Genomic DNA, 13,540 nt, shown 5'->3' with positions numbered 1-13,540 from the left:
TGTTCCTACTGGCCCGGACCCTGCGCACCGCCCGCGGGGTGCGGCTGCGGGACGGGGCCGGCCTGACCGGTTCCGGTGGGCGCTCCCACGGGGGAGCCTTCCGGTGCTGCTCCGGCGTCCTTCGCGGGGGGAGCCGCGCGCAGGTTCCGGCGCACCGCGAGGAGCAGGAGGACCGCCTGGAGCACCTCGGCGAGGAACGTCGCCACGAGGGCCCCGGAGACGCCCATGACGGGGATGAGCACCAGGTTGGCCGCCACGTTCGTCGCCGCGGTCGCCCCGACGCACATCGTGCGGACGTGCTGCTTGCCGGCGCCGGTCAGCACGTCGCCGGTCACCGACTGCACGACCTTCACGATGACGAGCGGGGCGAGCAGCATGAGCAGCGGGACGGACCCGCGGTACTGCTCCCCGACGACGAGGGGGACGAGCGGGGCGCACACCAGCAGCGCGAGCGTCGCGAAGACGGCGTAGGCCAGCAGCGGCTTCACCAGCCGCCGCGCGAACGCCGCGGTCGCTCTGATGCCACCGTCCTCCCCTGCTGCGAAGAAGCGGGGGAGCATCACCTGCAGCACCGCCAGCACCGGCAGGTACGCCATCGACGCCAGGCGGTAGGCGACGCTGTAGTGGCCGGCCTCCACGGTGAGGCCGTTGCGCACCAGCAGCGTCTTGTCCGCGTCGTTCTGCACGACCATCGCCACGACGTTGCCGCTGTACGGCAGGCCCTCGCGGACCCGCTGCGTGAAGCGGTACCCGCGCACCGTCGGGCGGCCGAAGCGCCACAGCGCGAACGTCAGCTGACCCGCCGCGGACACGAGCGCGTAGCCGGCGTAGATCATCGCCCACGTGACGGGGTCGCCGCTGCCGGTGAGGGCGAAGGTGACCACCGCGAGGAGCTTCGTGGCGTTGACCACGATGGAGGAGATGCCCGCCGCCCGCGCGTTGCCGGAGGCGAAGCACAGCGCCGTGACCAGCACGGACACGCCCAGGGCGACGACGTCGGCGAGCGCCAGGGCCAGCAGCAGCAGCAGCGGCGTCTGGGGCAGCAGGAGGGAGTGCAGCGCCGCGAGCCCGCCCACGACGACCAGCCAGCCGACGGCGGCGGTCAGCAGTGCCGCCCCGAGCGCCTGCCCCGGGGTGGTGCGGGAAGCGCCGACGTCGCGGATGAGGAGGCGGTCCGAGCCCAGCGTGGCGATGGGCGAGAGCGCCAGCACCAGCGCCCACGTGCCCGCGACGAGGCCGTACTCCGCCGGCCCCACGAGCCTGGCCAGCAGCAGGAAGTTCGCGGTGGAGGCGACGATCGCGGTGATCTGGCCGAGCATCGCCCACGACGTGGCACGGCCGCTGCGGCCCCGCGCCAGGCCCGACATGCGCCCGGCGAGGAGGCGGAGCGGCCTCATGCGGGTCCGGGGGCCGGGCGGGGCTGCAGTCCGCGGGCACGCGGATCCGGCAGTGCGAGCGCCGCGACGAGGACGATGGTCGGCAGCGCGTTGTGCTGCATCAGACCCGTCTCCGCCAGGTTGGAGGCGACCGTGGCGGCCAGCACCGCCAGCCGCAGGGAGCCGGCGGAGATGCGTCCCTGCCACACGTCGCGGACGCCGCGCACGAGCACGCCCACGAGCAGGGCGACCGCGAGGGCGGCGCCCACCACCCCGAGGTCGAGGGCGATGTCCAGCAACCCGTTGTGCGCGTTGGGCACGTTCCACTGCAGGCGCGCCCGGATGTGGTCGGACGCGGCCGCACCGAGGTCCTCGTGCCAGAACGCGCCGTAGCCGTAGCCGAGCAGCGGCCGGTCCGCCAGCGCCCGCAGCGAGGCCTCCCAGATCTCCGTGCGCCCGGTGAGCGTCGCGTCCTCCCCGACGACACCGGTGACACCGGTGAGGCTGAGGCGCGGTGCCACGACCAGGGCGGTCGCGGTCGCGAACAGCCCGGCGCCCAGCACCGCGGCCCGCGCGCGGCGCTGCGTCGCGAGGGCGACGGGCACCAGCACCCCCAGCGCGGCCGCCGCGGTGAGCATCCCGCCCGTCGATCCCGTCAGGGCCAGCGCGCCCAGCATCACCAGCAGGCTGACCGCGCTCCGCCGCCTGCGGGCGCGGTCGAGGAGGGCGACCGCCACGGCGGCCAGGATGCCGAAGGCGAGCATCCGCCCCAGCGTGTTCTTGGTGATGAGGATCCCGCGCAGCGTGCCGTGCACCTCGTCCAGCGCCAGGGGCGAGCCGCTGAGGTAGAGGAGGAGGGAGGCGACGGCGATGATGAGGACCGCGCGCCGCAGCGCGTCGAGGAGGTCGATCGGGCGCAGCCGGTGCGCGAGGAACACCCCGACGGTGACGGTGCCCGCGATGCCCAGGGCGCGACGGTTCGTCAGCTCGGGGGAGACGGTCCACAGGACCGAGGCCGCGGCGAGCGCCACGAAGCCCGCGAGCGGGAGCGGGACGGCGAAGGGGCGCCGCGAGCGGAAGAGGTCGTCGAGCAGGCCCAGGGCGGCCACCGCGTAGGCGCACATCCAGAGGGCGAACACCAGGCTCTGCGTCGAGCCCCCCACGATCGCGAGCACACCGGCGCCCAGGACCAGGACGGCGACCGCGTACCAGGTGACCCAGCGTCCCTCGCGGCGCCCGGTCCCCCCGGAACCCGCGGTCGTCATCGGGGAGGCCTGCCTGCGGCTGGGGGCGGGCGTCGCGGGGGGGAGGGTGTGCGGCGGTGTTCCCAACCGCGCCGAGGGCAGCACGCTGCGATCCTGCCTTTCTCCACAGTCGAGAGGACCCGGGTCGTTCCCCGCCGCCCACGATGGCCCGCGGCCCCGGGCTGGCACGACCACGGCCACACCACCGCCGGGCACGTCCGCGGACCCCTCACGAGGGGTGGGGCGGAGCGGTCCCGGACGGGCGAGCCGTGGTGCGTGCGACGGATCCGAGGCAGCACGTCCTGTGCTCACACTGTAACGCGCGCACCCCTCGGGCTCAGGCGTGATGAGCCGTTCGGCCCACTGCCTTCACGACGTCCGCCCAGGCGGCGGACGCGGTGCGGGCCCACGACTCGACGGGTTCGCGCGCGTCGCCGCCCCGGTTCTCGACCACTGCGCGGGCCATGGCCTCGACGTCTCCCGTGGGGACCAGGCCCTCGTCGGTCAGGACGTCCGGGATGCCGCCCTCGTCGAACGCGAGAACCCGGCACCCCATGGAGACGGCGAGGATGACCGTCCCGCTCTGGGTCGCCGCCACGTAGGGGGCCAGCACGAGGGGCCGGTTGCGCAGCACGTCGAGGAACGCGCTCTGCGGCACCGGGGCGGTGGAGGTCATGTCGAGGACGGCGACGCCCAGCCCGCGCAGGCGCTCCCACTCGCCCTCGGGCAGCTGCCCGCGTCCGCAGACGACGAGGCCGAGGTTCCTGCGCTGCTCCTCGGGGATGCGCTCGAGGACCCGGGGCACGAACTCGACGCCCTTGTCCCAGCGCAGGGCGCCGACGAAGGCGAGCCACTGCCGCCCGGGGTCGAGGGTGAGTTCCGGCGTGCCCGCCGGCACGGTCTGCACGTACGGCGGGTGCGGGCAGACGTGCACCCGGTCCCGGGCCAGCGGGTCCACGCGCTCGCGCAGCCGCTCCGCGTGCACCACGGCCGCGCGGGCCCGGCGCAGCAGCGCCCTGCGGGCCAGGCGCGCCAGGCGCGACTCGGCCTCCCGGGGCACGGGGTTGTGCACCACGACGACCACCGGCCGGCCCAGCGCGCCCAGCCCGGCGAGGACGAGGTCCTCCAGCGGGAAGCGCGTGAACGCCACCAGGACCACGTCGCGGCGCACGAGGCTCGACCACGCCGTGGCGCCCAGCCCGCGCATGAGCGAGAGGAGCTGCCTGCCGTGGGAGGTGGTGCCGAAGCTCTCGGGCAGCAGGCGCCGCCAGCGCACCCCGGAGGCGGGCGGGTGCTCGCTGTTGGCGGCGTCGACGAGCGTGGTCCGCAGGCCGTCGCGGTCCAGCAGCGAGGCGATCTCGGCCCCGTAGGGGTTCACCCCGTCGACGTTGTGCACGCACACCGACACCTGCCGTCCCCCCGCACCGGGGGCGTGTCCGTCCCGGGGGTCCACCGCGTCGGTCGCTGCCTCGTGCATCACAGGACGGATCGTGTCACACGCACGAAGGCGCTGCGCCGGAGTGCCGGCGCAGCGCCTTCGTGCGTGCGGAGGGGTCAGGAGAGCTTGGCGTCGGCCCAGTCGCCGTGGTCCTTGGCGTTGCCGTCGCCGCCGTCGGTGACGACGAGGCGGACCTCGGAGCGGCCGGTGACGTCGGCGGTGAGGGTCTTGGCGGACTGCCCGCCGCGCATCAGACCGCTGTCGACCAGCTTGGTGGAGCCGGCCCAGACCTGGAAGACGACGGAACCGGAGGTGCCGACCTCGCCGTCCACGCCGACCTTCGCGCTGAAGGTCTTGGCGCCGTTGACGGGCACGACGACCTCGGAGCCGGCGTGGACGCCCAGGCCCTTGGCCCAGGTGGCGCTGCCGATCTTCAGGGTGCGGCCGTCGCCGGCTGCCTGCTCACCGTTGCTGCGGTCCTTCTCCACCGGGCCCCAGCCGTTGCGCACCGTGCGGTACGCGGTGTCCGAGACGAACCGGGTGGTGGTCGTCGTCGGGGCGGGCGCCGGGGCCGTGGGGGCGACGGTGGTGGACTGGCCGATGAGCTTGGCGTCGGCCCAGTCGCCGTGGTCCTTGGAGTTGCCGTTGCCGCCGTCGGTGACGACGAGGCGGATCTCCGAGCGGCCGGTGACGTCGGCGGTCAGGGCCTTGGGGGCCTGCCCGCCGCGCAGCAGGCCGCTGTCGGCCAGCTTGGTGGAGCCGGCCCAGACCTGGAAGGCGACGGAGCCGGAGGTGCCGACCTCGGCGTCCACGCCGACCTGCGCGCTGAAGGTCTTGGCGCCGTTGACGGGCACGACGACCTCGGAGCCGGCGTGCACGCCCAGGCCCTTGGCGTAGGAGCTGGTGCCGATCTTCAGGGTGCGGCCGTCGCCGGCTGCCGACTCACCGTTGCTGCGGTCCTTCTCCACCGGGCCCCAGCCGTTGCGCACCGTGCGGTACGCGGTGTCCGAGACGAACACGGTGGAGGTGCTCGTGGTCGGGGTCGGGGTCGGGGTGGGCGTGGGCGTCGGGGTCGGCGTCGGGGTGGGCGTGGGCGTCGGGGTCGGGGTCGGAGCGACCTCGGGGCCCTGCGTCACGCGGAAGTCCGCGAAGTCGATGTGGCCGTCGCGCGGAGCGCCGGGCTGGTTGTAGAAGGTGTCGGCCATCAGCAGGTTGATCGGGATGTTCTGGCCCGAGGGGCGCCAGCGCACGTCGCGCAGCTTGATGCCCTGCTGACCGTCCAGCCAGATGTCCAGCTCGCCGTTGTTGACGCCCGGGGTGTTCAGCTTCATGCGGATCTTGACGTCGAACCAGCGGTCGTTGACGATCCGCATCCGCTCACCGGCACCGTTGAGGCCCTTGGTGATGGGGATCTGGATGCCCCAGTCGCGGAACGTCTTGCCACCGGCGTAGGGGGCGTAGATGTAGGCGTCCCACCACGGGTGTCCGACGCTGTAGGCGCTGGACTTGCGGGCGTGGAGCCGCACGGAGAACGAGTCCGGCTGCAGGGTGCCGCCGGCGGAGGCGTACCAGGGGGACTTGCCCGAGGGGATGCCGGCCATGCCGGGCATCTTCAGGTCGACGACGGCGAGGCCGGTGTCGTGCACGACCTTGGGGACGAAGACGCGGTAGCTGAGCGTGGCCTCGGAGGCGCTGGAGATGAAGCCGCGCACCTTGTTGCCGTTCATCTGGCCCTGGTCCAGGTGGATGCGGGAGACGCCGCGGGCCGGGGAGGTCAGGTTGCTGGGGGCGTCCTGGACGGCGCCGCGGGCCAGGTAGTCCTGCAGGGTCTCACCGAGGGTGCCGATCTCGGCGGCGTGTGCGACCTCGGCCCCGCCGAGGGAGGCGCCGGGGACGGCGCCGGTGGTCACGCCCAGGGCGATGGCCATGGCCATCGTGATCTTGACTGCCATGCGGGAAGGGGTGCGGGAAATGATCTTCATGGGGTCCTCCATGCCGATTTCCGACTGAGGAGCCCGGCGACACGGCCCCACTTTCGGCAACCCGGCTGGCTCGGTGAGCTCCGTGGCTTTGCGCCCCCGCCTCGCGACGGGTTTGCCCTTGTCGATGTGCGCGGTGCAGAGGCACCGCTTGTCGCCAATGAAGGCTTCGGCACGGCCCCCGGGGTCTTGACCCCCCCGATGTGATGCCACCCGTCTGGACGACCCTGTCACTGTGCGTAACGACGCACTCGGGGCCGTGTGGTGGGTGGGGGCCACTCGGGTGGACCGGGGGCAGCGGGCAGCGTGGACTCGGGTAGGCAGCACAGGGGCGCCCTCCTCGGGCGCGCCGGCGGCAGGCGCCGACGATCGACAACGGGGTGCATCCTGGAAAGGCACCCCCCGCGCCCTGGACCAGACCGCGGCAACCTAGCGGAGGCGCGGGGGTGGTCCGTGCACACCCCCGCGTCACGGTGTCTCCGCGAGGCCCTCACAGCACCCGCCGGCCGTGCCCGCGCCAGCGCGTGGAGGTCCTCGGGGATGCCGTCGCCGGGTCAGTGGTGCGCGCTGCTCGCCGCGGCGCATCCCGTTGCGCCGCAGGCCCGTCCGGGTGTCACGGCGCGCGGCGGCGTCGACCGACCGTCCGGTCGGGTGGAGCGGTCCCGCGGCTGCCCTCGATCACGTTCCGCGAGCGGGTGCGGCCCCTGCGACGGCCCCTGGGGCGGTCCTCCGGGGCGGCTGCTCAGTCGCGGATGCCCAGGTACCCGTCGGTCAGGGCCCAGTCGTCGGTCCACGCGGTGTTCACCCGGGTCGGGAACTGGTCCTTGCCGCCACCGAAGAACCAGGAGGAGAGCACCGCGTTCACCTCCAGGTCGGGGTGCTCGGCGGTGCGGTACTGCACGTCGGTGACCGACACGCCCTTGTGCCCGTCGATCCACATCTCGTAGACGCCGTCGTTGCGCCCCGGGGTGTTCAGCTTCACCCGATGCTCGATGCGCTGCCACGTGCCGGGTCGCAGCACGTCGTCGGTGCTGCCGTCGGCCTTGGTGAACTCCTCGAAGATGCCGTAGCCGTAGTTGTCCTCGTCGTCGAAGTCCTTGCCGTCGCCGTGCCGGGCGTACAGGTACATCACGACGCCGCGGTTCTCGCGCCACATCGCCCGGACCGAGAAGGAGCGCTCGTCGTACTCACCCCCCGAGGACACCTCGAGCGGCTCGACGCTCTCTCCCATCCCGGCGAGCCCGCCGAGCTTGCCGTCGCCGATGAACTCGAAGTCCTCGTCCAGGTACACGTCGTAGCTGAACCAGACCTCCTCCCGCGGTTCGAGGCCCATGGCCTCGAAGGAGTGGCGGTAGTCCATCCCCCAGCGGGACCCGTCCTCGCCGAACGTGACCTCCAGGACGTCGTCGCGGCCCTCGGGTCCGTCCGCCACCACCTCGGCGTTGGTCCGGCTGGCCACCACGACGCCGGCCTCCTCCTGCCAGGTGGAGTCGGGCTCGGGGCTGAAGGACGTCGACCACAGGACCGTGGGGGCGTTGCGCCACGCCGTGATCCGCTCCCCGACGGCCAGCCACGTCGCCACGAGGACGAGCGCGACGGCACCCGCGACGACGGCCGGCCACCGGCGCCGCCCGGGCGGTGTCGCCGGTCGGGCCGCGCCGGTCGGCGACGTCTCGGTCGGGGAGTCGATGGTTCTGCCCTCCGGTGCGCGGTCGGGAGTTGATCAGCACCCGGCGCCGGTTTCCCGGCGCCGGGTGCTGATCAGGTCGGCTGTGAGGGTTCTGGGTGGTCGCGACCAGGTGGCGGCGACCGGGCGGGTCAGGTGACGACGGGCCGGGTCAGCCGGCGACGGGCGGGGTCAGCCGGCGACGGGCTGCTGGGTCTGCGGCCGGCTGTCCGTCTCGCCGACCTTCTCCAGCGGGGCGCCGGGCCGGTGCTGGGACGCGGGGCTGGTGAGGACCACGCCGTCGATCTGGGCGCCGTAGTCACCGAGCGTCTGCCCCAGGCGCTGCAGGCGCCCGGCCGGCGTCCGGCCCAGTGCGCAGACGGCGACCGTGGCGTCGGCGAGGTGGCCGATCGCGGCCGCGTCCAGGGCCGCGGAGCGAGAGTCCACCAGGAGGACCACGTCGAAGGCCTCGTGCAGCTGGGCCAGCGCGGCCGCCGGCGACGTCTGCTCGAGGAAGCCGGCCTCGCCGTCCGCCCCGCGCGTGGCGGGGACGACCCAGACGCCGGGGGTGCGCGTGGCGTGGGCGCGGAGGTTCGCGCCCACCGGGACGACCTCGTCCTCGAGGGTCTCCAGCGCCTCGACCGTCGTGCGCGCCGAGGTGCCGGCGTCGAACACGACCGCGACCCGGGAGCCGGTGCGGCTCCAGGTGGACGCCAGGGCCGCGGCGACGAGCGTGGCCTCGGAGACGTCCGTGGGCGTGGCGACCATCACGAGGGTCCGCGGGGTCGCGCCCTGGAGCAGGCGCTCCAGGCGCAGCCGCACGCCCCGGGCGCCCGTCGCGACGGGCGAGGAGGGGTCGGTCACGGCGGCGACGGTGCCGGGCTGGTCCCGACGGCCCGTGGGGACCTCGCCGAGCATCGGGGCGGAGAGGAGCTTCTGCGCCTCGTCCCGCGTCCGGACCGGGTCGCGGAGCAGGTCGAGGAGGAGCACGAGCCCGCAGGCGCCGAGGAGGCCGGCCACCAGCGCGACGGGCACGGCCGTCCGGGTGGTGAGTCCCTCCTCCACCTCGGCCGGGGCCGCGGCGGCCAGGACCGACACGCCGCTGGTGTCCACGGACAGCCGCAGGCGTGCCTGCTCGATCCGGTCGGTGACGGTGTCGTACCAGGACTGCGCGGCGGCGCGGTCGCGCTGCACGGCGGGGGCCTGGCCGAAGGGCTCGTCGAGGGCGTTCAGCTCCGCCTCGGCGTCCTCCTGCTCGGCCAGCAGGTCACTGACGACCGCCTGCAGGGACTCGCGCTGCGACTCGCGGCGCTGGGTCACGTAGGCCTCGACGAAGGCGTTGGTGAGCTGCTCGGCGCGCTCGGGGGTGCTGGCGGTGCCGACCACGTCCAGCAGGGGGGAGACGCCGCGCGGCGAGACGCTCACGCGCTCGCTCAGCTCCTGCGCCGTCTCGGTCCAGCCCTGCGCGGCGAGGGCCCGCTGCGCCCGCTCGGCCACCATGTCGCTGGAGAAGAACTCCACCTCCGTGGCGAGGCGGCTCTCGGTCGGCTCGTACGGCGTGTCCAGGCCCACCACGCGGGCGGCGAGGTTGCTGCCGGTCTGGATCACCGCGGTGGAGTGGTAGTTGCGCCCTCCTGCCGTCAGCAGGAGGAAGGCCGCCAACGCCAGCAGCACGGTCAGGAGGGCGATCACCCTCGCCCGACGCCGCAGCACGGAGGTGTAGCTGCCGATCACTGGTCACATCCCGTCATCCGACTGATTCCGCCGCGCGCGTGCCGAGCCCGCGCCGTCCACCGGGCGCGAGGTCGCAACCTCAACCTCATCGGCGGGGGCTGGCTTTCGTTACGGACCGCCGTGGGCGGTCCCCGCCGGCAGGCTCGTCTCGGCCCGACGCCAGCGTCAGCGAAAGGGTAACCGGCGGCAGCGGCCGGGTCACTCGTCCGAACGGGTCGCAGATGTGAGCCTCCGGTGCAGGAACGCGGGTCCCTACTGCGTGGCGCCGCTGCGCTCCGCCTGCGCGGCGATGCGGTGCCAGCCCGTCTGCCGGCGCTGGAACCACTCCCACAGCGCCGGGAACCGGCGGGGACCGGCGACCAGGGTGGTCAGCCAGAAACCGCCCAGGAGGGCCTTCTGCCGGGGGCTGAAGAAGGGGTCCGTCAGCACCGCGACCTCGAGGTCGCGGAACTCCCGCAGGCGCCGGCGGCCGGTGCCCTCGTACATCGCGCTGGCGTAGCGGTTGCGCGCGAAGAGGGAGTTGCGCCGCGCCGCCTCGCCGAGGCCGAAGTGCCCCGCGACGACCTCCTGGAACTCCAGCTGCCGGCGCAGGCCCTCCGGGGAGAGCATCCGCCGCAGGTACTGCCCGCCCGGCTGCATGCGGTAGTCGGCCAGGGGAGTGGACAGGGCCCTCACCGGCGCCAGGCACGCCGCGCCGAAGGAGAGGTAGGCGTCCGCGGCGAAGGGGAAGCCCTTCGTCGGCGCGGGGAACATCTGCGCCATGACGTCGCGGCGGAACACCAGGCCCGAGGCGCCCGGTGCGACGTGGCGGGCGTTGCGGCGCATCTGCGCTCGCGCGTCGCCGTTCGTCATGGCGGCGCCCTGCGGGCGCACGATGCCGGTCGGGGCGCCGGTCGGGCCGATCACGCACAGCGGGTGCATCACCATGCCCGCGCCCGGGTCCTCCCGCGTGACGCGGTCGAGCTCGCGCAGCTTGCCGGGGTGGAAGCGGTCGTCGGAGTCCAGGAGGCAGACGTACTCGCCGCTGGAGAGCGCGAAGCCGCGCTCGTACGCGGCCGTCTGGCCGCCGTTGGCGGTGCGCTCGACGACGACCCGCTCGCGCACGTCGGCGGGTGCCTGCGCGAGCACGCGCTGCAGGACCTCGGGGGTGGCGTCGGTCGAGCCGTCGTCGACGACCACGACCTCGAAGTCCTCGAAGTCCTGCGCCAGGGCGCTGGACAGCATCTCCTCGAGGTAGTCCGCCTGGTTGTACGTCGCGCAGAGGATGGTGAAGCGTCGGGGACTGGCCATCGGCGGGTTGCTCCTCGCAGGTCGTCGAAGCCCGGACAGCCGGCGGTCCACGCCGGCACCGCAGCGGCCCGGCGACATCGGTGGGTCGCCTCAGGATAGGGCTGGGCGTGAGGGCGGTCTCCCGGGCGGCATGCAGCGGGAGCCGGACGGCGCATGCCGTCCGGCTCCCGCTGTCGAACCGCTCCGGGGTGGCGCCGCAGGGCGCCTCAGGGGTGGTGGATCAGTGCTCGCGGCCGGGACGACGGCGCCCGGCCACGACCAGCACCGCGCCACCGACGACGAGGACCGCACCGGCGGTCGCCCACGGCAGGACGTCGGCGCCGGTGTAGGCGAGCTGCTCGGAGCTGCCCGCGGCGGCCGGGGTCTCGGCGCGCACCGTGGCGGTGGCGGTGCCCGTCGCGGTCGGGGCCACGGCGGAGGGCGTGGGGTTCGACGGCGACGTGGTGGTCGCCGGCGGCGTGGTCTCGACGACCGGCGGCGCGACCGCCGAGGGCGTCGGGTTGGACGGCGGCGTGGTCTCGACGACCGGCGGCGTGGTCTCGACGACCGGCGGCGTGGTGGCCGAGGGCGTCGGGTTGGACGGCGGCGTGGTCTCGACGACCGGCGGCGTGGTGGCCGAGGGCGTCGGGTTGGACGGCGGCGTGGTCTGCGTGACGGACGGCGTCGGCGTCGACGGCGGGTACTGGTCGGCCGCGGAGGCGACGAGGACCGGGCCCGCGACGGCAGCGGTGGACAGGGCGCCGACTGCGAGCAGTCGGGCAGTGGTAGCGGCAACGCGCACGGTGCATCCCCCCGGATTCATCCTGGATCTTCCAGGTCGGGGTAAGGATGACGCACAGTCACGGCGATCGTCCAGCCAGCCGCACCGATGGCGGCAGGTGCGTGACTCTGCGTCGAGACGTTGCTACCTCAAGCGACCAACCAGCTCATTCCCGCCCGCCCTCGACCTCGTCGCACGCCTCGACGCGCACCACCGGCTCCGCCACCGTGGGCGGCGCCTGCACCTCCCGCGGCATCAGCCCCGCCGGCCCCACCAGGTCCCACGTCACCGTCAGTGGCCGGTCGGGCGGCACGGCGACCGTCAGGCGGACCAGCTGCCACCCGCGCTCGGTGTCGAAGGCCACCGGCACCGGGGCGCCGTCCACCCGCGCCTGCGACAGCCCCACCCCGGCCGGGACGTAGAGCGAGACGATGGTCACCGCCGTGCGCTGGCCGATCCCCGGGCCGCTGTTCCAGTTCCGCATGTACTTGGGGATCTCCGCCGGCACCGGGTTCTCCAGCGTCATGGAGAGCGTGGACGTGCCGCGGGCGCCCGCCGGTGCGCACGGGGTCGACAGCTCCACGGTCGGCTGCATCCAGTAGTTCAGCTTCGAGGCGTCGGCGTTGGTCAGGCCGATGCGCGCCCACGGCCGCTGCGGCCCCAGGTCCCCGGCCACGCCCGCCGCGACGAGGGCCTCCTGCTCCTCCGGGTGGCTGCTCCACACCGCCAGGTGGCCGCGCTCGACGGCCTCCGCGGCCCCCCGCAGGCTCGACTCCGACAGCCCGTCCGCCAGCACCGCGCCGAACGCCGCGCCCGAGGCCACCGTGAGGAAGCGCTTGCGGGCGGCCTGGTCCCCCTCGTAGCGCACGTACGCGTCGTACATGAGCACCGCGGGCAGGTCCTCCACCGCCACCCGGCCGAAGGGGGCCAGGTCGAGCGGCTCGTGCCCGCTCAGCAGCTCCACCAGGCCCACCGGGCTCAGGAGGACGACCGCATCGGGCCGCTCGCCCCCGGCGGCGACCCACAGGTCCGCCGTGAGGCGGCCCGCGTCGGCGGCCTCGGCGCCCATCGTCAGGTTCTGCACCCGCGCCGGCTTGTCGCCGTAGAGCGCGGTGAACTCCGGGCCCAGCACGGACGGGTCGGCGCGCACGCCGGTCAGGTCCTCGTCGGTGCCCGTGCGCTCCAGCGACACCTGCCCACCCGTCAGGCGCACCACGGCGTAGGCGCCGACCATCCCCTGCGTCGTCCGGATCTCCGTGGGGTTGGTGAAGGCCACGAGGTACGTCCGCGGCTGCGGGTCGCCGAGCATCGCGGGGACCTGCGGCAGCACCTGCGCCGCGGTGCGCAGGGCCGGCGCGGCCTCCGCCAGCAGCTCCGCGGCCGGGTCGAGCCGGGAGGAGAGCGGCTCCACGAGGGAGTCGCTGCGGGCCGCCTGCAGCTCCGCGGTCGCCGCGTCGGTCCGGCGGGAGAGGTCCTGCACGAGCGGGACCAGGCGGCGCACCGAGTCCACGTCCACGCGCTGGTCCGCGGAGACGATGTCGCCGGAGAGCACCTCCTCCGCGGCGGGCACCAGGTCGGGCAGCGGCTCCGCCAGCAGGGCCGAGGCGGTCGCCGCGGCGCCCACGGCGCGCAACTGGTCCCCGACCCAGGGCACCTGCTCGGCGAGGCGGTAGGGCCACTGCGACGTGGCGCGGGCGGCGGCGCGCGCGTCGTCGCGCATCGACTCCGCGAGGGGGCCGGCCTCGTCGAAGCGGCGCTCGCGCAGGTCCGCCACCAGTTCGGGGGCGGAGTCGGCCACCCGCTGCAGGGCGAGCCCCGCCTGGACGCCGCTGACGGCCACCGCCGCCGTCTCCGCGAGCAGCAGCAGGCCGACGACCCCGAGGCCGAGGCCGAGGCCGCGGCGCAGGCCCGCGCGGGGCCGGGCGGGCCCGGGCGACGGGTCCGGCGCGTCCCCGTCCGCCGCGTCGCGCGCAGCGGGCCGGTCGTCGTCGCGCTGCACGGGGGAGGGGTCCGGATGCCTGGCCATCGGCACGAGTCTAGGCGCAGCCCGTTC

The 13,540-nt window shown here is 74.6% G+C and carries 9 protein-coding genes and 1 riboswitch; all 9 genes read right to left on the bottom strand.

Going from position 1 to position 13,540, the window contains the following annotated elements; genetic code table 11:
* Positions 1-5: 5 nt before the first annotated feature.
* The gene (locus CLV92_RS06885) at positions 6-1,397 is read right to left on the bottom strand and encodes a lipopolysaccharide biosynthesis protein (protein ID WP_104432085.1); all 1,392 of its coding nucleotides are present in this window, start codon (positions 1,395-1,397) and stop codon (positions 6-8) included.
* Positions 1,394-2,641 carry an O-antigen ligase family protein gene (locus CLV92_RS06880; protein ID WP_104432084.1) on the bottom strand — a complete coding sequence of 416 codons (1,248 nt, stop codon included), beginning with the start codon at positions 2,639-2,641 and terminating at the stop codon, positions 1,394-1,396. Before CLV92_RS06880 ends, CLV92_RS06885 begins: the two co-directional genes overlap by 4 nt.
* A 316-nt stretch (positions 2,642-2,957) precedes the next feature.
* The gene (locus tag CLV92_RS06875) at positions 2,958-4,097 is read right to left on the bottom strand and encodes a glycosyltransferase (protein WP_146099442.1); all 1,140 of its coding nucleotides are present in this window, start codon (positions 4,095-4,097) and stop codon (positions 2,958-2,960) included.
* Positions 4,098-4,174: 77 nt separating this feature from the next.
* The gene (locus CLV92_RS06870; RefSeq protein WP_146099441.1) at positions 4,175-6,040 is read right to left on the bottom strand and encodes an NPCBM/NEW2 domain-containing protein; all 1,866 of its coding nucleotides are present in this window, start codon (positions 6,038-6,040) and stop codon (positions 4,175-4,177) included.
* 52 nt (positions 6,041-6,092) lie between these two features.
* Positions 6,093-6,167: riboswitch (cyclic di-GMP riboswitch) on the bottom strand.
* Between the two features lie 612 nt (positions 6,168-6,779).
* Positions 6,780-7,619: a polysaccharide lyase gene (locus tag CLV92_RS06865; RefSeq protein WP_104432081.1), complete on the bottom strand. Its 840-nt coding sequence runs from the start codon at positions 7,617-7,619 to the stop codon at positions 6,780-6,782.
* A gap of 276 nt (positions 7,620-7,895) precedes the next feature.
* Positions 7,896-9,437 carry a hypothetical protein gene (locus CLV92_RS06860; RefSeq protein ID WP_104432080.1) on the bottom strand — a complete coding sequence of 514 codons (1,542 nt, stop codon included), beginning with the start codon at positions 9,435-9,437 and terminating at the stop codon, positions 7,896-7,898.
* 252 nt (positions 9,438-9,689) lie between these two features.
* The gene (locus CLV92_RS06855; protein WP_158257156.1) at positions 9,690-10,727 is read right to left on the bottom strand and encodes a glycosyltransferase family 2 protein; all 1,038 of its coding nucleotides are present in this window, start codon (positions 10,725-10,727) and stop codon (positions 9,690-9,692) included.
* 220 nt (positions 10,728-10,947) lie between these two features.
* Positions 10,948-11,508: a hypothetical protein gene (locus CLV92_RS06850; protein ID WP_104432078.1), complete on the bottom strand. Its 561-nt coding sequence runs from the start codon at positions 11,506-11,508 to the stop codon at positions 10,948-10,950.
* Positions 11,509-11,653: 145 nt separating this feature from the next.
* Positions 11,654-13,513 carry a DUF4012 domain-containing protein gene (locus tag CLV92_RS06845; RefSeq protein ID WP_146099440.1) on the bottom strand — a complete coding sequence of 620 codons (1,860 nt, stop codon included), beginning with the start codon at positions 13,511-13,513 and terminating at the stop codon, positions 11,654-11,656.
* Between the last annotated feature and the right edge of the window lie 27 nt (positions 13,514-13,540).

This window comes from Kineococcus xinjiangensis, assembly GCF_002934625.1.
GTDB lineage: Bacteria > Actinomycetota > Actinomycetes > Actinomycetales > Kineococcaceae > Kineococcus_A > Kineococcus_A xinjiangensis.
Note: the sequence above shows the minus strand (reverse complement) of the source record. Positions and strands in the feature narration are given on the sequence as shown.